Source organism: Pseudogemmobacter lacusdianii (assembly GCF_030848395.1).
GTDB lineage: Bacteria > Pseudomonadota > Alphaproteobacteria > Rhodobacterales > Rhodobacteraceae > Pseudogemmobacter > Pseudogemmobacter lacusdianii.
The window spans coordinates 56100-75372 of record NZ_JAVDBT010000007.1 but is presented as its reverse complement, the minus strand read 5'-3'; the positions used below and the strand labels follow the sequence as shown (position 1 = coordinate 75372).

General features: G+C 63.0%; 20 protein-coding genes. 12 read left to right on the top strand and 8 right to left on the bottom strand.

Annotated features, from left to right (window positions below; genetic code table 11):
• The first annotated feature begins 105 nt into the window (after positions 1-105).
• Positions 106-609, top strand: coding sequence for a flavin reductase family protein (locus Q9295_RS08820; protein ID WP_306680172.1), 504 nt, complete (start codon positions 106-108; stop codon positions 607-609).
• Between the two features lie 5 nt (positions 610-614).
• On the opposite strand, the gene Q9295_RS08815 is transcribed toward Q9295_RS08820, so the two are convergent.
• From Q9295_RS08815 to Q9295_RS08805, 3 genes are all read right to left on the bottom strand, one after another.
• Complete coding sequence (locus Q9295_RS08815) at positions 615-1829, bottom strand: winged helix-turn-helix domain-containing protein (RefSeq protein ID WP_306680171.1); 1215 nt, start codon at positions 1827-1829, stop codon at positions 615-617.
• A 97-nt stretch (positions 1830-1926) separates the two neighbouring features.
• Complete coding sequence (rlmN, locus tag Q9295_RS08810) at positions 1927-3141, bottom strand: dual-specificity RNA methyltransferase RlmN (protein ID WP_306680170.1); 1215 nt, start codon at positions 3139-3141, stop codon at positions 1927-1929.
• Between the two features lie 121 nt (positions 3142-3262).
• Positions 3263-3790 carry an invasion associated locus B family protein gene (locus Q9295_RS08805; RefSeq protein ID WP_306680169.1) on the bottom strand — a complete coding sequence of 176 codons (528 nt, stop codon included), beginning with the start codon at positions 3788-3790 and terminating at the stop codon, positions 3263-3265.
• Positions 3791-3964: 174 nt separating this feature from the next.
• Between Q9295_RS08805 and Q9295_RS08800 the strand changes: the two genes are divergently transcribed.
• Together Q9295_RS08800 and Q9295_RS08795 are read left to right on the top strand one after the other, a co-directional pair.
• Positions 3965-4969, top strand: a complete 1005-nt coding sequence (locus Q9295_RS08800) for an asparaginase (RefSeq protein ID WP_306680168.1) — start codon at positions 3965-3967, stop codon at positions 4967-4969.
• Positions 4970-5040: 71 nt separating this feature from the next.
• On the top strand, positions 5041-5379 hold the full coding sequence (locus Q9295_RS08795) for a DUF2794 domain-containing protein (RefSeq protein ID WP_373457442.1): 339 nt from the start codon (positions 5041-5043) through the stop codon (positions 5377-5379).
• A 60-nt stretch (positions 5380-5439) separates the two neighbouring features.
• Here Q9295_RS08795 and Q9295_RS08790 read toward each other — a convergent pair whose 3' ends face one another.
• The 3 genes from Q9295_RS08790 to Q9295_RS08780 form a co-directional block, all read right to left on the bottom strand.
• Positions 5440-6258, bottom strand: coding sequence for a C40 family peptidase (locus tag Q9295_RS08790; protein WP_306680166.1), 819 nt, complete (start codon positions 6256-6258; stop codon positions 5440-5442).
• Positions 6259-7653, bottom strand: coding sequence for a leucyl aminopeptidase family protein (locus Q9295_RS08785; protein WP_306680165.1), 1395 nt, complete (start codon positions 7651-7653; stop codon positions 6259-6261).
• Between the two features lie 296 nt (positions 7654-7949).
• Positions 7950-8330: a hypothetical protein gene (locus tag Q9295_RS08780; RefSeq protein ID WP_306680164.1), complete on the bottom strand. Its 381-nt coding sequence runs from the start codon at positions 8328-8330 to the stop codon at positions 7950-7952.
• Between the two features lie 152 nt (positions 8331-8482).
• Here Q9295_RS08780 and Q9295_RS08775 point away from each other — a divergent pair, with 152 nt between their 5' ends.
• Positions 8483-9130, top strand: coding sequence for a carbonic anhydrase (locus tag Q9295_RS08775; protein ID WP_306680163.1), 648 nt, complete (start codon positions 8483-8485; stop codon positions 9128-9130).
• A 100-nt stretch (positions 9131-9230) separates the two neighbouring features.
• On the opposite strand, the gene mnmC2 is transcribed toward Q9295_RS08775, so the two are convergent.
• Complete coding sequence (gene mnmC2, locus Q9295_RS08770; protein WP_306680162.1) at positions 9231-9911, bottom strand: tRNA (5-methylaminomethyl-2-thiouridine)(34)-methyltransferase MnmC2; 681 nt, start codon at positions 9909-9911, stop codon at positions 9231-9233.
• A 44-nt stretch (positions 9912-9955) separates the two neighbouring features.
• Between mnmC2 and Q9295_RS08765 the strand changes: the two genes are divergently transcribed.
• The 7 genes from Q9295_RS08765 to Q9295_RS08735 all read left to right on the top strand — a co-directional run bounded on the left by Q9295_RS08765 (position 9956) and on the right by Q9295_RS08735 (position 17616).
• A complete protein-coding gene (locus Q9295_RS08765) occupies positions 9956-11005 on the top strand; it encodes an NAD(P)/FAD-dependent oxidoreductase (RefSeq protein ID WP_306680161.1) in 1050 nt (349 codons plus the stop codon).
• A 99-nt stretch (positions 11006-11104) separates the two neighbouring features.
• Positions 11105-11992, top strand: coding sequence for a 2-dehydro-3-deoxygalactonokinase (locus tag Q9295_RS08760; protein WP_306680160.1), 888 nt, complete (start codon positions 11105-11107; stop codon positions 11990-11992).
• A 299-nt stretch (positions 11993-12291) separates the two neighbouring features.
• Positions 12292-13542: an MFS transporter gene (locus Q9295_RS08755; RefSeq protein ID WP_306680159.1), complete on the top strand. Its 1251-nt coding sequence runs from the start codon at positions 12292-12294 to the stop codon at positions 13540-13542.
• 75 nt (positions 13543-13617) lie between these two features.
• Positions 13618-14790, top strand: coding sequence for an MFS transporter (locus tag Q9295_RS08750; RefSeq protein ID WP_306680158.1), 1173 nt, complete (start codon positions 13618-13620; stop codon positions 14788-14790).
• 95 nt (positions 14791-14885) lie between these two features.
• The gene (locus Q9295_RS08745; protein ID WP_306680157.1) at positions 14886-15908 is read left to right on the top strand and encodes an aspartate-semialdehyde dehydrogenase; all 1023 of its coding nucleotides are present in this window, start codon (positions 14886-14888) and stop codon (positions 15906-15908) included.
• A 165-nt stretch (positions 15909-16073) separates the two neighbouring features.
• Positions 16074-16499 (top strand): MarR family winged helix-turn-helix transcriptional regulator, encoded by a 426-nt coding sequence (locus Q9295_RS08740; protein ID WP_306680156.1) that lies wholly within the window; start codon positions 16074-16076, stop codon positions 16497-16499.
• Position 16500: 1 nt separating this feature from the next.
• Entirely contained in the window at positions 16501-17616 is a 1116-nt protein-coding gene (locus Q9295_RS08735; RefSeq protein ID WP_306680155.1) for an FUSC family protein, read from the top strand.
• 2 nt (positions 17617-17618) lie between these two features.
• Here Q9295_RS08735 and Q9295_RS08730 read toward each other — a convergent pair whose 3' ends face one another.
• Positions 17619-18254, bottom strand: a complete 636-nt coding sequence (locus Q9295_RS08730; protein WP_306680154.1) for a LysE family translocator — start codon at positions 18252-18254, stop codon at positions 17619-17621.
• 130 nt (positions 18255-18384) lie between these two features.
• On the opposite strand from Q9295_RS08730, the gene Q9295_RS08725 reads away from it, so the two are divergent.
• A complete protein-coding gene (locus Q9295_RS08725) occupies positions 18385-19263 on the top strand; it encodes a DMT family transporter (protein ID WP_306680153.1) in 879 nt (292 codons plus the stop codon).
• Positions 19264-19273 lie beyond the last annotated feature (10 nt).

Sequence of the window (19273 nt, the reverse complement as noted above, 5' to 3'; positions counted from 1 at the left end):
GCGCCGTTGCAGCGGGAGGTTACGGTCTACGAACCATCTGCCCCGTGGCAATTGCGACCAATTTGACCTATCTCGCAAGCCTAGGTCTTAGCGAAAGAGTGCAGCATGACAACCGCCCCCAACGACATTCCAGCCGCCGAATTCCGGCAAGCGATGCGCGCCTTCGTGGGCACCTGCAGCGTGCTGACAGTGGGCGACGGGGAGGAGGCCTCGGGCTTGGTCGTGACCTCGGCCATTTCGCTGTCAGCAGAACCGCCGCTGTTGCTGGCTTGCGTCAACCGCAGTTCCTCGAGCCATCCGCTGTTCGCAAAATACGGCCGGTTTGGCTGGTCCTCCTTGGGCGCAGCGCACCAAGCCGTGGCCGAGCGCTTTTCAGGCTTCGGCGGCGTCAAAGGCGCAGCGCGCTATGAGGGCGCGGAATGGGAAACCGCTGTCACCGGGGCGCAGCTTTTGGTCGGCGCGCCGACGGCCTTTGACTGCACGGTCGAGGAGATGATCGACCGCGCCACCCATACGATCCTGATCGGTCGGGTGCAGGCGATCCGCACCACGCCGGGCCAAGGCGCTTTGGTTTATTGGAACGGCAATTACCGCCAGATGGCCGAGTAAGCCGGTTAGCGATGCGGGTCCGGCACCGGCGCCCGTTGCCAGCCTTCGGCAAATTCCACTGTGTCGCAGCCTGAGAACCGGGCCAAGCGCTGCAACTCGGCGGTGAGGCGCGCGATACGGCCCGCGCTAAGGGTCTGGCCCGGCTCGGGCCAATAGCCCGCCACCCGTAAGACTTTGCGATCTCGGAAGGATTTAGCATCGATCCGACCGATGATTTGCGCGCCTTCCAGCACGGGAAAGACGTAGTAGCCAAAGGTGCGCAGGGCTTCGGGGACGAAAATCTCGATCCGGTAGCGAAAGCCGAAGAGATGCTCAGCCCTTTTGCGGTCGCGCAGCGCCGGGTCGAAGGGGGACAGGATGCGCAGCCGTGCGGGCGGCTCGGGCGGCACTTCGTCCAAGGTTGCGGGCCAAAGCACCACCTTGCGACGGCGCTGGTCGGCGCCTTCGACCTCGGCCTCAAGCAATTCGCCGCGGGCCAGACCCTCTCGGACCCAAGCGCGCGCCGCATCGGGCGGGATCGCGGCCCAATAGGCGGCAAGCTCGCCGCTGGTGGCAAAGCTCAACCGGTCTAAAGCCGTGCGGCAGGCCCAATCCACGGTTTCTTCCGCAGTTGGTGTATGGGCGAGGGCGGCTTCGGGGATCACCCGTTCGGTCAAATCATAGACTTTGCGGAAATTCTCGCGGTGGCTGACCGAGATGTCGCCAGAGCGCCAAAGGTATTCCAGCGCGGCTTTCGAGGGGTGCCAGTCCCACCAGCCACCCTTTGACCGCGCCTCGTCTTTGCCGACATCGGCGCTGCTGACCGGGCCGCCGTCAGAGATCCGCTTCAGAACCTCATCAAATTTCTGATGGAAATCAGGTTTTTGCCAGCTGCTCCAGCGTGCGACCAAAGTCGCACGGTCGCGGGCGAAGCGGTGTTTCCAATGACCGTAGCTTTCCATCGGCAGAAGCGAGGCATCATGTGTGACATGCTCCCAAAGCGCCCGCCCGCGGTGCAGCCCGTCCAAGGCTTGCGGCGTAAAGCTATTGCGGCGCGAGAACAGGATCATGTTATGCGCCCGCTCAATCACTGAGATGCTGTCGAGCTGCACAAAGCCGATCCGGTCGATCAGCCCCGCTAAAGCGGCACCCGAGGCCGGACCCGAAGGCGGCTCAGCCAAAGCGTGGCGGGCCAAAAACAGGCGCCGGGCGCGGGCATTGGGGATCAGCGGCAGGGTCATCCGGTCACTGAAACGAAAAGGGAACGGCAGGTCAAGTGACCTCCGTTCCCGATTGGTTTGGCGCAAGCCGCCGCAGCTCTAGCAGGCGGGAAGGGCCTTAACCCGCAATCCCGGCTTCCGCCGCAATTTCAGCGCGGCTCTTGCGGGCACGCTCGGTCGCGGATTTCAGCTGGCCACAGGCGGCCATGATATCCTCGCCGCGCGGGGTGCGGATGGGGCTGGCGTAACCGGCTTTGTAGATGATGTCGGCAAAAGCCTCGATCCGCTCCCAGCTCGAACGCTGATAAGGGCTGCCCGGCCATTCGTTGAAGGGGATCAGGTTGATCTTGGCCGGGATGCCCGAGATCAGCTTGACCAAGCGGCGCGCATCGGCGTCGCTGTCATTCACCCCGTCCAGCATCACATATTCAAAGGTGATGCGTTCCGAGTTCGACAGCTTGGGGTATTCCCGCAACGTGTCGAGCAAGGCTTTGATGTTCCAGCGTTTGTTGATCGGCACCAGCTTGTCGCGCACCTCATCGGTGGTGGCGTGGAAGCTGACGGCCAACTGGCAGCCGATTTCCTCGGCGCAGCGGGCGATTTCCGGCACCACACCGCTGGTCGACAAGGTGATCCGGCGGCGGCCGAGCGCGATGCCCTCACCGTCCATCACCACGCGCATCGCATCGCGCACGTTGTCGAAGTTGTACAAAGGCTCGCCCATGCCCATCAGCACGATGTTCGAGACCAGCCGGCCACCTTCAGCGCCTTGGCCGGGCTCGGGCCATTCGTCCAGATCGTCGCGTGCCAACATGACTTGGCCAACGATCTCGCCCGCGGTCAGGTTGCGCACCAGCTTTTGCGTGCCGGTGTGGCAGAAGGAGCAGGTCAAGGTGCAGCCCACCTGAGACGAGACGCAAAGCGTGCCGCGGCCCTCTTCGGGGATATAGACGACCTCAACCTCATGGCCGCCGGCGATGCGCACCAGATATTTGCGGGTGCCATCGGCCGAGACTTGGCGGTTCACCACTTCGGGCACCGCAATCTCGAACTTCTCGGCCAAAAGCGCGCGGTAATCCTTGGCAAGGTTGGTCATCACGGCGAAATCGCGCACGCCCCAGCCGTAGATCCATTGCCAGATCTGGCCCAATCGCATCTTGGCCTGCTTCTCGGGCGTGCCAGCTTCGATCAAAGCGGCGCGCAGCTGGTCGCGGGTCAGGCCAACGATGTTCACCTTGTCGGCTTGCGGCAATTTGCGCGGAATCGTCATCACATCTTGCGTGATGGGGGCAGCGGCTTCGACCGCCAGCTTGGGTGCGGAAATCTCGTTCATGGCAGATCTTTCTAGATGGAGCCTTGTCACAGGCGATCTGGGAATGCCGGGGATATAAGCGATTCCCCGGAAATAGGAAAGCGCCCCGCGAAGGGGGCGCTTGAGGCCGGTCTAAACCCGATTATTGGCAGCGCTTCTCCGCATCTGCCATCGCTGCAGTAAAGCCGCGCAGCGAGAAAGTGTCTTTGGTATTCGTGCCTTTGCCCGAACGCGCTTGCACAATGGCATTGTCGCCAGCTTTCAGCGCTGCGATCAGCTTGGCATCGTCGCCCGGCCCCGGCCAAGCCCATTCGCCATCGGTGAAGAGCTTATAGGTGTTGCCCTTAATGGTGACATCCACGGTCGAGCCGCTGGCGAAAGGATAGCCGCCGGCAAAGCTGACCTGACCCGGCGTGCCGGGGCGGAAGGTCACAAACAGCATGATATCGCCGCGCCGCACCGAGACGGGCTTGCCGTCCTTGGTGTTCACGGTCTCTTTCGGCTTCGATACGCCCCAGCATTCTTTGGGGTTTTCATCGGCGAAAACGCTCCAATCGGTCATGGTGGCGACGCGATTGGTCGACTCCTGCGCTTGGGCTGTCGTGGCCAAACCAGCGATGGTTCCGGCGAGTGTGATGGCGCCGAGCGCGCGGGAAAGGTGGACCTTCATCTCTCTGACGCAGCCTCCAAGCTGTCTTTTTGCCTCTGCTCGCCCCAAACCTTGGCTTTTGGCCTTTTTTGTCTGGCAGGGACGCACTGTTCTCGATAGCCCAGCTTTACTCAATTACACCATTGCGCGAAAGCCCTATGGGCAGAAAATCGCAGATCTGTGACGGAGGCGGAGATGGCTGATGTGAATCAAGGGGCGGTGCCAGTGGCCGAGCTGTGGCGCGGAGGGGTCCTTGAGGGGGTTCATCTGGGCCATGCGGTGATCTGCGACGCCAATGGCGTGGTCGAAGCTTGGGGCAATCCGCAGGCGGTGATCTTCCCGCGTTCGTCATGTAAGATGGTGCAGGCGCTGCCTTTGTTGGAAAGTGGTGCGGCGGCGGCGCGGGGGCTGACACAGGCGCATTTGGCTTTGTCTTGTGCCAGCCACCAAGGGGCGGCTTTGCATGTCGAGATGGCCGGGCGCTGGATCAAGGATCTGGGGCTTGGCGAGGAGGATCTGCGCTGCGGCGCGCATGATCCGGCGGACCGCGATGAGCGTGATCGGCTGATTTGCGCCCATGAAGTGCCGTGCCAGCTGCACAACAACTGCTCGGGCAAGCATTCGGGCTTTCTGACGGTGACTCAGCATTTGAAGGCCGGGCCGGAGTATGTTGAGTTGGACCACCCGTTGCAGCGCGCGATCCTTGCAGCCACCGAAGAGGTCGCAGGGGAAAGCGTTGCGGGCGCAGGCATCGACGGTTGCTCGGCCCCGAATTTCGCGGTGTCTTTGGAAGGGCTTGCACGCTCGATGGCGCTGTTTGCCGTGGCGCGTGAGGGGTATGGCGCGCGGCAAGATGCGATGTTCCAACTGACCCGCGCGATGGCGGCCTACCCTGAGCTGGTGGCGGGAGAGGGGCGCGCCTGCACCGAGCTGATGCGGGCAATGGGCGGTAAGGTCGCGATCAAGACCGGGGCCGAGGCGGTTTTCGTGGCAATCATCCCCGAAAAAGGTCTCGGGATCGCGCTGAAAATCGTCGACGGCGGCACGCGGGCTTCGGAGGCTGCGATTGCGCATCTTTTGGTGCGGGCGGGGGTTCTGGAGGCGGGCCATCCGGCGACGCTGAAGCGCTTGAACCCGGTGCAAAAAAACTGGCGCGGGATTGAGACCGGCCAGTTGCGGATTGCTGCAGGCTTCGCCTGAGGCACGGTTTTGCCTAAAGCGGGGCGGCGCTTGAATTGTCGCCCCTAACTCGGCAAGCTTCAGGGATGACTATGGAAGCCCTCCCGACCTCTTCGACCGCCGAGCAACCCGAGAAGGTCACCTTTGACCGACGCGAGCTCTCGGCCATTTTGCGGGTCTACGGCTTCTTCGTCGCCGCTGGCGAATGGCGTGATTATGCGATGAGCTTTGGCCGCGAAGCCGCGGTCTTCGCCATTTTCCGTCGTAGCGCCGAAGTGCCGCTTTACAGGGTGGAAAAGCGCCCCAAGCTGCGCGCCAAGCAGGGGATCTACGCCGTCATTGGTTCAGAGGGCCAAGTTCTGCGGCGTGGGCATGAGCTGGAAGCGGTGCTGAAGGTCTTGGAGCGCAAGCTGATCAGGCCGGTGGACTAGCAGCTGAGGGGCGGGGGCCAGCCCCCGCACCCCCGGAGTATTTTCATCAAGATGAAAAGGTTAGCGGGGGCGGCGGCGGGCGACGAGACTGCCTTCGCCTTGCGCCTCGATCCGGGTGAGGGCGTCTTGCAGGCCCTCATAAGCCACCGACATCGTGCCGCCATTGGCGTGGATGATCTGGTCGGGGCTGGTCATCAAGGCGACATGGCCCTTCCAAAAGATCAGATCGCCGCGTTGCAGGGGGTGGTCTTCGGGGATCTCAACGCCGACCTTCTGTTGCAGATCGCTGTCACCGGGGCAGGGGATGCCGGCGGCAAGGAGCGCGGCTTGGGCAAGGCCCGAGCAATCGATGCCAGCGGCGGTATTGCCGCCCCAGAAATAGGGCGTGTGCAGGAACATCTCGGCCACGGCGACGGGATCTGGGGCGTGGTGGTTTAGCGGAGCCAGATGGTTAAGGGGGATAAAGCCTTGTTGGGTTTGCGCCCATTTGCCCTCGACCCCGGTGATTTCGACCCGCGCGCCGAGATAGAGCGGGATCAGCGCAGGGGCTTTGGCGCTGGCGGTGGGGTAGAGATGGGTTGCGGGGCTGGCGACCTTGTGGGTCGCGGTAAGGCTGGGGCCCACCGCCGCCTCGGCCAGCCAGCCGCAATAGCCGTCCTTTGCCGCCATGACATAGGCATGGCCGTCTTGCCGGTCGATCAGGGTCAGCGCCTCGCCATAGACCACCTGCCGGTCCAGCGCGCCGCCGGGTTTGGCCAAGAGATTGGCCAAGGGGGCGGCGACGCTGGCGGCCTCACCTTCCGTGAGTTGCGCATCGATCTGGCCCTTGAGCGAGATATGCGCGATGCGGCCAGAAAAGGGCGTGGTGCGGCGGTCCATTTAAAGCTCCAGAATGGCGGGCAGCGCGCCGAGGAGGGCGCGGGCGCCTTGACCGGCGCCGCCTTTGGGGCGGGCGGGGGCATCGGCCGGGCAATGGCCGTAGATGTCGAAATGCATGTAGCGCGGGTGGTCGGCGAAGCGGCGCAGGAAAAGCGCGGCGGTGATCGAGCCTGCGAAACCGAAGGAGGGGGAGTTATCAAGGTCGGCAATGCCGGGCTCGATCACCGGGTCATAGGCTTCATGGAAAGGCATGCGCCAGATCGGGTCGAAGCCGGCTTTGGCTCCAGCTTCGACGGCTTGTGCCATGCTCTCGTCATCGGTGTAATAGGGGGCGAGATCGGGGCCGACGGCGACGCGGGCCGCGCCCGTCAGTGTGGCCATCGAGATCAGCACATCGCAGCCGCCTTCGGAGGCCAAGGTCAGCGCATCGGCCAGAACCAAGCGACCTTCGGCATCGGTGTTGTTGACCTCAACCGTCAGGCCTTTGCGGCTGGTGAGAATATCCTTTGGCATCAAAGCATTGCCGGAGATGACATTTTCCACAGCTGGGATCAGAACCCGCAATTGCAAGGGCAGGTTCAGCGTCATGATCATCTGGGCAAGCCCGAGGACCGTCGCCGCCCCGCCCATGTCCTTTTTCATCAAAAGCATGCCGGCGGAGGGTTTGATATCCAGCCCGCCGGTGTCAAAGCAGACGCCTTTCCCGACAAGGGTGAGGCGCGGCCCTGTGTTGCCCCAATGGAGATCGATCAGGCGCGGCGCGCGGGGGCTGGCACGACCGACAGCATGGATCATTGGCAGGTTTTGCGTGAGCAGTGCCTCGCCGGTGGTGACCTCGATCCGGGCGCCATGGGCTGCGGCAAGGCTGCGGGCGGCGGCTTCGAGCTCGGCCGGGCCCATATCTTGCGCGGGGGTGTTGATGAGGTCGCGGGTCAGCATCTCGCCAGCGGCCATTGCGGCGATGCGGGCGGCATCGACGCCGATCGGGGCTTTGATGCGGGCGGGGGCCTTGGCAGCTTTGCCGGGGCGATAGCGGTCGAAGCGATAGGCGAAGAGGAGGGCGGCAAGGGCGGCCTCATCAGCCTCGGCCGGGGACAGCGGGCCTTCAAGGTGCCAATCGCCCTCGGGCAAAGCGGCGAAGGCTCGGGCCAGACCAAAGCGCGTGCGGCGGCGGGCTTTTTCGGTGCCAAGGCCTGCGACTGCGCCTGCGATGCCGTCTTCGCCGGGCAAGAGCACCAATTCACCCAACCCCGCCTCAAACCCTGCAGCGCGCAGCCAACCGGCATGCGGGCTGGAGGCGAGGAAATCGGCAAGCCCCTCGGGCTTCAGGATGTGCAGGGGTTTAGAGGTGGCGTCGGCGGCGGCAAAGCTGGGCGCAGGGCGGGCGGAGGTCATGGGGCTATCCGGGCTGGTTACGACGGGGTGATTTGGCAGCGCGCGCGCCGCTTTCGCGGCTGAGCCTAGCGCAGCGCAGCGCGTGACGCCATTGGCCTGCTGAGGGCCTCTGCGTTGAAGCGCCGATGCTGAAGCGAAGGGCGGTGTGGCAGCCGGCATCGGTGACGCCGGGCCGCTTTTTGGCGAGGGGCTTGCGGCAGAGACGCGGCATCGGGCGCGCCGTTCAGGGGGTTAGCCATGCCGTGAAAGCCGCGCAAAGCGTGCGTCGCAGCGCTTGGTCAGCGTGCCGCGCAGGGCTAGCCTGAGATGTCGGCAAAGCCTTTGTCATTGGCCAATGAGCGTTCGGCCACGCGCAAGAGCCGCGCCCAGACGGCGGCAAAGGCGGTGCTGTCGCAGCGATCAAGGCACAGCCGTGCATCTTCGGCCACGGTGGAGAGGCTGAGCATGCCCATATTTTCGGCCATGCGTTGCAGCCGTTTGAGTTGTCGCGACAGATCCGCCAGTTCCTGCAACCGCACCTGCGCCGCGATCCCCGCCATTGCCAGTGCTAATTCGCCCAAGGCGCGCGTCACCATCTGTTCGGCCGCGCAAGTGCCAAGGTTGCGATAGATGGCGGCAATCGCCTCACCATCTTGGCGCACCCGCTCTCGCAGCGGCAAAGCCGTTACGTTGTCCATGATTATCCCACACTGATCGTCCTACACCCAAGGTAAGGATCGGCGGGGAATGTTGAGGCTTTCTTACGCAGGTCGCGGCGTCGTGCATTTTTGCCTCTCGAATTTTCTGCAAATGCATACTAGTGAGCGGGGCAGCCCGAGACGGAGCGCTCATGGAACATACCCGCCCCCTTCCAACCTATCTGATCCAGCGTTTTCATGGCTGGCGTGCGACGACCTATCAGGACAACCGCGCCTGGTATCGGCGTTTGGCCGAAAGCGGCCAGCATCCGCGCGCGATGGTGATCTCTTGCTGTGACAGCCGGGTGCATGTCACCTCGATTTTCGGAGCGGATGAGGGCGAGTTCTTCATCCATCGCAATGTGGCCAATCTGGTGCCGCCTTATAACCCGGATGGTGAGTATCACGGCACCTCGGCGGCAGTGGAATATGCGGTGACCTCGCTGGGGGTGGCGCATATTGTGGTGCTGGGGCATTCCAATTGTGGCGGCGTGAAGGGCTGCCATGATATGTGCACGGGCCATGCGCCGCAGCTGGAGGAAAAGACCAGCTTTGTCGGGCGCTGGATGGATATTTTGCGGCCGGGCTATGAGAAGGTCTCCGGCTTGCCGGAAGATGAGATCCTGCCTGCATTGGAAAAGCAGGCGGTGCTGACCAGCCTTGAGAATCTGATGAGCTTTCCCTTTGTTGCCGCGGCGGTTGAGGGCGAGCGTTTGACGCTGCACGGGCTTTGGACCGATACCGGTGAAGGCGGGTTGGAGCATTACGATCCCTCCCGCGGCGGGTTCGTCGCGGTCTGATCTTCGGGCCGATCGCCTTTGGCCGGCGGCCGGGGGTTTTGCACCCCCGGACCCCCGCAGAGTATTTCGGTCAAGATGAAATGGATAAGGCGGGCGGGTTTTAGGCCGTGCGCTGGCCGATGCTCATATGGCGTTTGTGGGCATAGCCGGGGATGCGGGTCACGGTGAACCCGGCCTCCTGCAGGCTGCGACGGACATGGCCGGCGGCGGTATAGGTCGCAAAGCTGCCTGCGGGGGCGGTGTGGAGGCCGACCTGCTGCATCAGCTCGGCCGACCATAGCTCGGGGTTTTTAGCGGGGGAAAAGCCGTCGAGGAACCAAGCGTCGGCTTTTTCGCTCCAATTCGGCAGAGCCTCGCGGGCATCGCCTGCGATCAGCGTGACCTCGATATCGGCGAGGGTGAATTGGCAAGGGCCGGGGCGGTAGGCGGCGCGGAGGTCTGCGGCGAGGCTGGCGATCTCGGGGAAGGCCTCATGCGCGCGGGCCATGTCCGAAACGGGCATCGGATAGGCCTCAAATGTCGTGAAGCGCAGCCTGCCGGGGCGGTTGGTCTTTTGCCACATCAGCGCAAGGGCGAGCAGGTTCAGCCCGGTGCCGAAGCCAAGCTCGGCAATGTGGAAGCCGTCTGTGAGCCGCTCGGGCAGATTGTTGCCGGTGAGGAAGACGTGGCGCGTCTCTTCAAGCCCGCCGGCCAGCGAGAAATAGGGGTCGTCGAAGCGGCGCGAGACCGGGATGGCGCCTTCGCGCCAGTCGAGATCGGGGGATTGCGGGTCATGGGGCATGGGGCGTAGTCCTTCCGGGAACTGAATGGGATAGGCGGCGGTGGATGGCAAGGGGTGAGAGCGCTGTGGAGCTGACCGTGCGCGGGGCCGGGGTCTTTGGCCTTTCGGTGGCCTATGCCTGCGCGCGGCGCGGGGCGCGGGTGCGGTTGATCGCGGCCGAGGGTTTGGGAACTGGCGCCTCGGCGGGTCTGGTCGGGGCCTTGGCGCCGCATGTGCCGGAGGCTTGGAACCCGTTGAAGCAATTCCAGTTGGAGAGCCTTTTGCTGGCGGCAGGCTGGTGGCGTGAGGTTGCGGCTTCGGGCGGCGTGGATCCCTTATATGCCCGATCGGGCCGGGTGCAGCCTCTGGCCGATGAGGCCGGCGTGGCCTTGGCGCGAGAGCGGATTGCCGGGGCTTTGGCGCATTGGCAGGGGGCGGCGGAATGGTCGGTCGAGCCCGCCTCGGGCGGTGAATGGGAGCCTGTTTCGCCCTCGGGCTGGGTGTTGCGTGACAGTTTGGCGGCGCGGATTTCGCCACGGGCGGCGGGGCGGTCTTTGGTGGCGGCTTTGCGGGCCTTGGGGGCCGAGGTGATTGAGGGCGAGGCGGAGGAGCGCGGTTTGGTGGTTCATGCCACCGGCTGGCGCGGCATGGCGGCGTTTTCGGACTGGTTCGGGCGGCGTTTGGGCAATGGCGTGAAGGGCCAAGCGGCGGCCTTCCGGTTGGAGGCGCGCGAGATGCCGCAGGTCTATGCGGGTGGCTTGCATGTGGTGCCGCATGGCGATGGCACGGTGGCGATTGGTTCGACCAGCGAGACGGCTTGGGAGGTCGATGGCCCGGATGCTCAGCTTGACGCGTTGATCGCCCGCGCGCGGGAGGTGATGCCGGCGCTGGCGCAGGCCGAGGTTATCGAGCGCTGGGCGGGCATACGGCCAAGGGCCGCAAGCCGGCAGTTGGTCTTGGGCGCTTGGCCGGGGCGGCCGGGGCATTTCATCGCCAATGGCGGCTTTAAGATCGGCTTTGGCATGGCGCCGAAAGCGGCTGAGGTGATGGCGGATCTCCTTTTGGAGGGCCGCGATCTGGTGCCTGAGCGGTTTCGGCCGGAGGGGTTATTGTGAGGCTTTGTTCATGGTCTTTGCGATCTTTGGCTGCTGTTGGAGCCTCTGGCGGGGATATTTTCGTTCTGAAAGAGGATGTTGCGCGGTGAGGGTTTGGTGATGGGGAAAGCTGAAAGCCCAGCACGCTGGATTGCAGCAGAGTTGAACGGTTCGGCTTTGACCTTGCAGGTGATCGGGCTGCAAGGTGAGGTTTTGGGTGAGGCCTCAGAGCGACATGTTGTGTCATCTGCGTCGCTTGAGGCGGCTTTGCTGCGCCTCGCGGAGTCTTGGCTCGGGACAGCTACAGTGCCGGTTTTGCTGGCAGGGGCGCCGGGGCAATGGTGGGAGCAAGAGTTGCGCGCGGTGCCGTGCACGCCTTTGCCTGCCTCTGGTCTGGCGCGGTTGACGGCGAGCGATCCGCGGCTGGCAATCTATCCGGTGCCGGGGCTGCGGCAGGCGCGGCCGGTGGATCTGATGCAAGGCGATGAGACCCGGATCGCCGGGGCTTTGGCGCTTTGGCCGCAGTTTGATGGGGTGATCTGTCTGCCAGGAGCCGAGACGCGCTGGGCGCATGTCAGCGCGGGAGAGGTTGTCAGCTTCCAGACCTCGATCAGCGGGGCGTTGATGGGATGGGTGACCGGCGATCCCGCTTATCGCGGCAGCTTTGCACGTCATGCTGAGGGCGATGGCTTTGAGATCGCCGTCTCTGAAACTCTGTCGCGGCCCGAGCGGGTGGCGGCGCGGCTATACTCGCTGCATGCCGAGGCGGTTTTGGGGGCGCCTTCGGCTGCGGCAGGGGCGCGGCTCAAGGGGTATATCTTGGGAATGGAGCTGGCGGGAGCGCGGCCCTACTGGTTGGGACAAGAGGTGGTATTGATCGGCGATGCGGCGCTTTGCGGCGATTATGCCCGCGCCTTGGCCCTGCAAGGCGTGCAGACGCGGGTGCTGGAGGCGAAAGCCTGCAGCTTGGCTGGACTTTCAACGCTCGTGCCGCAGATCCTGCGCTAAGGGGAGCGGTCCGCCATCACTAAGAGCGCGAGGCGTTTGGATGTAGGGAGCCGGTTTTCTATGCGATATGGCGCGCCGCTTTGCACCGCGCGGCTTGTTCATATGCACTCTGTTCCCAGCCAAACCCCGCCACATCGCAGGCGCAACTGGGGCCGGGGTGCTCAGCCGGGGCGGGCGCTGAGGATTGTCTGCATCACAATTCAGCATTTGACCATTCCGGCCCTGCAAGGCAGGGTCCGGCCACGCGCCGGCGGCGGGACTTTCTGCCCATCGTTGCTGTGACGCGGCAGGAGACTCCCATGCAGACCAAGGCCCAATCCGCGGCCCCGCTTTTCACCCCGGTCCTGATTGCAGGCTCGCTTGTCTTGATGCTGAGCTTTGCGATCCGGGCCAGTTTTGGTGTGTTCCAGATCCCAATTGCCGAGGACTTCAACTGGGCAAGGGCCGAGTTCAGTCTGGCGATTGCGATCCAGAACTTGGCTTGGGGGATTGGCCAGCCGCTCTTTGGCATGGTGGCCGAGCGTTTTGGCGACCGCAAAGCCATTATCGCCGGGGCTTTGCTTTATGCGGGCGGCTTGGTGCTTTCGTCCTATGCGATCACGCCGGGCCAGTTGCAGCTTTTTGAGATGATGGTGGGCTTTGGCATCGCGGGGACCGGCTTTGGGGTGATCTTGGCCATCGTGGGCCGCGCCTCGTCGCCTGAAAACCGCTCGATGGCTTTGGGAATTGCCACGGCGGCAGGCTCGGCGGGCCAAGTGATCGGCGCGCCCTTTGCCGAGTTCTTGCTGCACCATATGGTTTGGCAATCGGTCTTTGTGGTTTTCGCGGGCGTGATCCTGCTGACGCTTTTTGCCTTGCCCTTCATCCGCTCGCCGAAACTGGCAACGAAGGAAGAGCTGCAAGAGAGCATGGGAGAGGTCTTGCTGCGGGCGATCAAAGATCCGTCCTACACCATGATTTTCCTTGGCTTTTTCTCTTGCGGCTATCAGCTGGCCTTTATCACCGCGCATTTCCCGGCCTTCGTGACCGAGCTTTGCGGCCCGATTGATCCGGCAGGCATGCTCAGCATGATCGGCATCACCACCACCTCGGGGCTTGGGGCGGTGTCGATCGCGGTCATCGGGCTTTTCAACATCATCGGCACGCTGACGGCGGGCTATCTGGGCAACCGCTATTCGAAGAAATACCTGCTTTTTGCGGTCTATACAGGCCGCACTTTGGCAGCGGCGATCTTCATCCTGATGCCGATCACGCCGACTTCTGTCTTGGTCTTCTCGGCCGTCATGGGCTCACTGTGGCTGGCCACCGTGCCGCTGACCTCGGGGTTGGTCGCGCATCTTTACGGCATCCGCTACATGGGCACGCTTTACGGCTTCGTTTTCCTGTCGCACCAGATCGGTGGCTTCTTGGGCGTCTGGCTGGGCGGCAAAATGTATGACCTGAACGGCGATTACACTTTGGTCTGGTGGATTGGTGTGGGCGTTGGCGCTTTCTCGGCGCTGGTTCACCTGCCGATCCGCGAGCGGCGGGTGCAGGCACAACCGGCGTGACAAACCGCGCGGTTTTCCACCCCTTGCAGGCGGCTCTGCCGCTTGCGACAAAGTCTTATTGATCGGAGGCCTGATATGCGCGTCGGTATCGCCACGCTGATTTTCAGCTATGTCCTCAGCCAGTTTTACCGGGCGTTCTTGGCGGTTCTGACCCCGATCCTTGAGCTGGAACTGGGGGCGTCGAAGCAAGATCTGGCGGCGGCCTCGGGCTGGTGGTTCATCGCTTTTGCCGCGCTGCAACTGCCGGTGGGCACGGCGTTTGACAAATTCGGGCCCCGGCGCACAACGGCGGCCTGTCTGGCATTGGCTGCCATTGGGGCGGCGACCTTTGCCACCGCGACAGGGCCTTTGCAGATCAAGATCGCAATGGCGCTGATTGGCGCGGGCTGTGCGCCGATCCTGATGGCCAGCTATTTCATCTTTGCCCGCCAATTCTCGCCCGCGCTTTTTGGCACTTTGGCCGGGATCACTGTTGGCATCGGCTCGATGGGAGACATCCTTGGCTCACTGCCCCTCGCCATGCTGGCAGAGGCCTTTGGCTGGCGCTCGGCGATCTGGGGGATGGCGGCGGTGACGGCGGTGGTGGCGCTGTGCACGCTGATCTTGGTGCAAGACCCCGAGCGGTTGGAGACCAAGGGCGCAGGCTCGGTCTGGTCGGTGCTGGCGATGCCGCAGCTTTGGCCGGTGCTGGCGATGATGCTGGTCTGCTACGCCGCCCCTTCGGCGTTGCGGGGGCTTTGGCTTGGCCCCTATTTCCACGATGTCTGGGGCTTTGATCGGGTCGAGGTTGGCTGGGCCGGCATGGCGATGGGGCTTGGCCTTGTCGTTGGCAGCTTGGTGATCGGGCCAATCGGGCGCGCCTTGGGCACGATCAAATGGGTAGTCTTCGGCTCGAACCTGATCCTTGTGCTGGCCGTTACCGCGCTTTGGCTGCGGATCTTTGACGGGGCCACGGCGCAACTGGTGCTGTTCGTCGCAGCAGGGGTCTTTGGCTCGACCTTCCCGATGGTCACCGCCCATGCGCGCGGCTTCATCCCGCCAGCGGTGATGGGCAGAGGTGTCACCTTGGTGAACCTTTGCGGCATCCTGCCCGTTGGCATTGCCCAGCAGGTCACCGGGCGGCTCCATGCCGGTCTTGAAGGCGCTGCCGATCCCGCCACGCCTTTTACGGCCGTTTTTGGCTATTTTGCCCTGACCACAGCCGTGGGTCTGGCGATCTATCTGATCTCGACCGAGCGAAAAGCTTGAACCGAAATCCTAGCCATATGAATCCCCTTTCCCCGTAACAGCCTTTGGGCTAACAGGCCTCGTCCCCGCGGTGGGGACGGATTAGGAGATCCCCGATGGGCTATAAGGTCGTCGTCGTGGGTGCCACGGGTAACGTGGGCCGCGAAATGCTGAACATCCTCGCCGAGCGCGAGTTCCCGGTTGATGAGATTGCGGTGCTGGCATCGCGCAAATCTCTCGGCACTGAAGTCAGCTTTGGCGATAAGACTCTTAAGACTAAGGATCTTGCCACTTTCGATTTCGCGGGCTGGGACATGGCTTTGTTTGCCGTGGGCTCGGAAGCGACGAAAGAATATGCTCCGAAGGCGGCTGCTGCGGGTTGCATCGTGATCGATAACTCCTCGCTCTACCGCTACGATCCGGACGTGCCGCTGATCGTGCCGGAAGTCAACGCCGATGCGATCATGGGCTATTCCAAGAAAAACATCATCGCCAACCCCAACTGCTCGACCGCGCAGATGGTTGTGGCGCTGAAGCCTTTGCATGACCGCGCCAAAATCAAGCGCGTTGTGGTTGCCACCTACCAGTCGGTTTCCGGCGCGGGCAAAGAGGGCATGGATGAGCTTTGGGAGCAAACCAAGGCCGTCTATAACCCGGTGGTTGACGTGCCCCCGGCGAAGTTCTCCAAGCAGATCGCTTTCAACGTGATCCCGCATATCGACGTTTTCCTCGACTCTGGTGAGACCAAGGAAGAGTGGAAGATGGTCGCCGAGACCAAGAAGATCCTTGATCCCAAAATCAAGGTCACCGCGACCTGCGTGCGGGTTCCGGTCTTCGTTGGTCACTCGGAAGCGCTGAACATCGAGTTTGAAGAGCCGCTGGATTGGCAAGAAGCGCAAGACATCCTGCGCGAAGCTCCGGGCATCATGCTGATCGATAAGCGCGAAGCCGGTGGCTATGTGACGCCGATCGAATGCGTTGGCGAATATGCCACCTATATCAGCCGCGTCCGTGAGGATTCGACGGTTGAGCATGGCCTGTCGCTCTGGTGCGTCTCGGACAACCTGCGCAAAGGTGCGGCACTGAACGCGGTGCAAATCGCCGAAGTGCTGGGCCAGCGGGTGCTGAAAAAAGGCTAAGCCTCTCAAGGCTTGAAACAGGGGGCGCGTCTCGCAAGGGACGCGCCCTTTTCGTTTCTGCGGTGCGGGCTTGAAGATCTTGGCTTGCATATATAGATTGAATTGCAAATCAATCTATGTGGTCCGGCCTCGATGGTTCCTCCTGATCCACGCAAGCGCTTTGGCTTGCGCTTTTCTCTTTTGGCGCGGCGCTGGCGGCAGGCCGTGGATGCGCATCTGACCCGCGCGGGCTTAACTGATGCCACTTGGGCGCCATTGGTGCACCTGCGCGAGGCGGGGGTGGCGATCACCCAAAAAGACCTTGCCGCGCGACTGGGGATTGATGGCTCAAGCCTTGTGCGGGTGCTCGACATCCTGCAAGCGCGCGGTCTGATCGAGCGGCGGGCTGATCCATCGGATGGCCGCGCGCGGCTCATCCATCTGACTGAGCAAGGCGAGGCTCGGCTTGATGAAATCCTCGCCGAACTGCACGGGTTTGAGGCGGTGCTCTTGCAAGACGTCGGCGATGCGGATCTGGCAGCGATGCTGGGGGCAATGGACCGGATCGACGCGGTGCTGCAAGAGCAAGCACAACCCAGCGAGGCGATGTAGAATGAGCCGCCCAACCCGTCCTCAGCGCCGGTTGCGGCGGCGTGATGCCATGCGCTTTTTGGCCCATCCCCGGCGGCTGCGCGGCAGCTTGCGCCTCAGCCCGCAACCTTGGCTGCGCAATTCCGCTTTGGTTGCCTTGCAGATGGCGTTCATTGTGGCCATCGCCTTGCCCTTGGTGCTGATCTCGCCTTGGCCGGGGATGGTTGGCTATGCCTCTCTGGGCGCTTTGGTGGGCCTTTTTGGCCGCTTTGCCGAGAGGGGGCGCCGGGTCTGGGTGCTGCTGATGGCTGGGCTGATCCAATGCGGCGGGATCTTGGTGATGTCGCTGGTCAGTTGGTCCGGTGCGCCGATGGTGGCGCAATTGGCCGCGCTTGCGCTGCTTGCAGGGCTTTTGCATGTGCTCTCCGTCCGGCTGCGACTTGGCCCTCCGGGCGGCATCATTTTGACCTTCGCAGCGGCTGCGGCTTTGTCCCCTCCGGCGGATCTTTGGGCGATCACCGAGCGGCTGGCGGCGGCAGGGGCGGTGGCTTTGTTCGCGCTGGTGCTTTGCACTGCGACTGAAGCTTGGCGGTTGGTCCGGCCGGTGGCCGAGGGCTATCCCGGCGATCATCCGCCCCCGGGCTATGATCTGCGCGCCGCGACGCTACGGATCATCATTGCAGCCTATCTTGCCGCTTTGATCTGTCTTGGGCTTGGCGCGAACTATCCCGTCTGGGCCTCACTTGGCGCGATGGCGGTGCTGCAAGGCGCGCAACTGCATGTGTCAACGAGCCGGGCCTTCCAGCGGGTGTTTGGCACGATCTTCGGGGCTGGGATCGCTTGGGTGGTGCTGACGATCGATCCGCATATTGGGTTCTATGTTCTGATGCTGGTGCTTTTGCAGTTTGGCACCGAGCTGGTCATCGGCAGCAATTATGCTTTGGCGCAAGTCTTCGTCACTCCGATGGCGCTGTTGATGACCCATCTGGCTGCACCGGACCGCAGTTCGGCCGAGATTGCACCCGAGCGTGTGATGGACACGATCGTTGGCGCTTTCGTCGGCCTTGCCGTTGGTTTGGTCTTCTCAACCTTGGAAGACCGTAAAATGCTGGCGCGGCAGCACCGTCGCGGGCTGTAAGCTTAGGCGCCGCGCGCCAGCGACATCGCGGCTTGGCCCAAGATCAAAAGCCCGGTGCCGCCGATGATCCCGGCGGCAGAGCGGTTGAGGCGGCGCAAAGCCTTGGGGCGCTTCAGCAGGCTGCGGGCGCTCGCGGCCAGCACAGCATAGGGCGTCAATGTGATGAAAAGCACCACCACCGTCACCACGGCCATCAATGCCCATTGCCCCAATCCCACGCGGTTTAGATCAAGCACGGTGGGCAGCAAAGCGAGATAGAAAATGATGGTCTTTGGGTTTCCCAAAGTCAGCGAAAACCCCGAGGTGAAGGCCGCGAGATCGCTTTGCCGACGCGCCGTGGCACTCTCAATCAGCCCGCTCTGGCTTTGCCAAAGTCGGTAGGCGAGATAGAGCAAATATAGCCCGCCCAAGACCTTTACCACGGTGAAGATACCCGAAAAGGCCAAGGCAATCGCCGAAAGTCCGGCCACAGCGACGGTCAGATAAAAGACATCGCCAAGACACAGCCCGCCCAGCAAAAACATCGCCGAGCGCAGGCCATTGCCCATCGATTGGCCGACCACAGCGGCCACGCCGGGGCCGGGAATAGCCGCCGCGAGCCCAAGGGCCAAAGCATAGGCCAGCAATGATGCAAACATGGCCAGATCCTCTTTCAGCGGCGCAGTGTTACGCTTTGCATGCCGCCATCGTCACAAATCTGCAACCGGGTAGGACCGCATTTTGGATACCCTTCCGCCGTCCCCTGCGACATGCTAACGCAGGGCCATTATGAACGCCTCCCTCGCCGCCTCGAAAAACCCGCGCCTTGGCATTTTGCTGATGGTGCTTACCGTTGCGATCTTTGCCATTCAGGACGGCTTCAGCCGCTCGCTTGCCGAAGCCTATAACACCCCGATGGTGGTGATGATCCGCTACTGGGTCTTTGCCTCATTCGTGATTTTCATGGCCACGCGCCGCCCCGAAGGCTTCCGCGCCGCCGTAAGCTCAAAGCAACTGCCAGCGCATTTCCTGCGCGGCGTGCTGTTGGTGGTCGAGATTTGCTTCATGATGCTGGCCTATACGATGATCGGCCTGATCGAGACCCATGCCATCTTCGCGATCTGTCCTTTGATGGTCGTGGCGCTTTCTGGCCCGATCTTGGGCGAGCGGATGAGCTGGCAACGCTGGGCGGCGGTGGCGGCGGGGCTTTTGGGCATGCTGGTCATCTTGCGGCCGGGGGCGGGGGTCTTTTCATGGGCCTCGCTTTTGCCCTTTGGTGCCGCGCTGCTTTTCGCGCTTTATTCGGTGCTGAGCCGGCTGACCACGCGGTCCGAGCCGACCTTCCCCTCGCTCTTCTGGCCGGCCGTTTTGGGCGCGGTGCTGATGACCTTTGTCGGCATGCCCAGCCTTGAGCCGGTCTCGCCGCAATATATCCTGCCGCTTGCGCTTTACTGCGGGATGTCGATCCTGTCGCATTGGCTTCTCTTGAAGACCTACGAGCAGATCCAAGCCGCGCAGGTGCAGCCCTATGCCTATCTGCAGATCGTTTTTGCTTCGGTGATTGGCATGCTCTTCTTCGGTGAAGTCTTGGCTCTGCCCATCGTGATCGGTGCAGGTATCATTGTTATGGCGGGCCTCTTTGCCCTATCGCAGGAGCGTCGGACGTGAGCGAGCACAC

Coding starts and splice junctions, on each gene's coding strand:
- Q9295_RS08820 (WP_306680172.1), top strand. CDS start 106: ATGACAACCGCCCCCAACGACATTCCAGCCGCCGAATTCCGGCAAGCG.
- Q9295_RS08815 (WP_306680171.1), bottom strand. CDS start 1,829: ATGACCCTGCCGCTGATCCCCAATGCCCGCGCCCGGCGCCTGTTTTTG.
- rlmN (WP_306680170.1), bottom strand. CDS start 3,141: ATGAACGAGATTTCCGCACCCAAGCTGGCGGTCGAAGCCGCTGCCCCC.
- Q9295_RS08805 (WP_306680169.1), bottom strand. CDS start 3,790: ATGAAGGTCCACCTTTCCCGCGCGCTCGGCGCCATCACACTCGCCGGA.
- Q9295_RS08800 (WP_306680168.1), top strand. CDS start 3,965: ATGGCTGATGTGAATCAAGGGGCGGTGCCAGTGGCCGAGCTGTGGCGC.
- Q9295_RS08795 (WP_373457442.1), top strand. CDS start 5,041: ATGGAAGCCCTCCCGACCTCTTCGACCGCCGAGCAACCCGAGAAGGTC.
- Q9295_RS08790 (WP_306680166.1), bottom strand. CDS start 6,258: ATGGACCGCCGCACCACGCCCTTTTCTGGCCGCATCGCGCATATCTCG.
- Q9295_RS08785 (WP_306680165.1), bottom strand. CDS start 7,653: ATGACCTCCGCCCGCCCTGCGCCCAGCTTTGCCGCCGCCGACGCCACC.
- Q9295_RS08780 (WP_306680164.1), bottom strand. CDS start 8,330: ATGGACAACGTAACGGCTTTGCCGCTGCGAGAGCGGGTGCGCCAAGAT.
- Q9295_RS08775 (WP_306680163.1), top strand. CDS start 8,483: ATGGAACATACCCGCCCCCTTCCAACCTATCTGATCCAGCGTTTTCAT.
- mnmC2 (WP_306680162.1), bottom strand. CDS start 9,911: ATGCCCCATGACCCGCAATCCCCCGATCTCGACTGGCGCGAAGGCGCC.
- Q9295_RS08765 (WP_306680161.1), top strand. CDS start 9,956: ATGGCAAGGGGTGAGAGCGCTGTGGAGCTGACCGTGCGCGGGGCCGGG.
- Q9295_RS08760 (WP_306680160.1), top strand. CDS start 11,105: ATGGGGAAAGCTGAAAGCCCAGCACGCTGGATTGCAGCAGAGTTGAAC.
- Q9295_RS08755 (WP_306680159.1), top strand. CDS start 12,292: ATGCAGACCAAGGCCCAATCCGCGGCCCCGCTTTTCACCCCGGTCCTG.
- Q9295_RS08750 (WP_306680158.1), top strand. CDS start 13,618: ATGCGCGTCGGTATCGCCACGCTGATTTTCAGCTATGTCCTCAGCCAG.
- Q9295_RS08745 (WP_306680157.1), top strand. CDS start 14,886: ATGGGCTATAAGGTCGTCGTCGTGGGTGCCACGGGTAACGTGGGCCGC.
- Q9295_RS08735 (WP_306680155.1), top strand. CDS start 16,501: ATGAGCCGCCCAACCCGTCCTCAGCGCCGGTTGCGGCGGCGTGATGCC.
- Q9295_RS08730 (WP_306680154.1), bottom strand. CDS start 18,254: ATGTTTGCATCATTGCTGGCCTATGCTTTGGCCCTTGGGCTCGCGGCG.
- Q9295_RS08725 (WP_306680153.1), top strand. CDS start 18,385: ATGAACGCCTCCCTCGCCGCCTCGAAAAACCCGCGCCTTGGCATTTTG.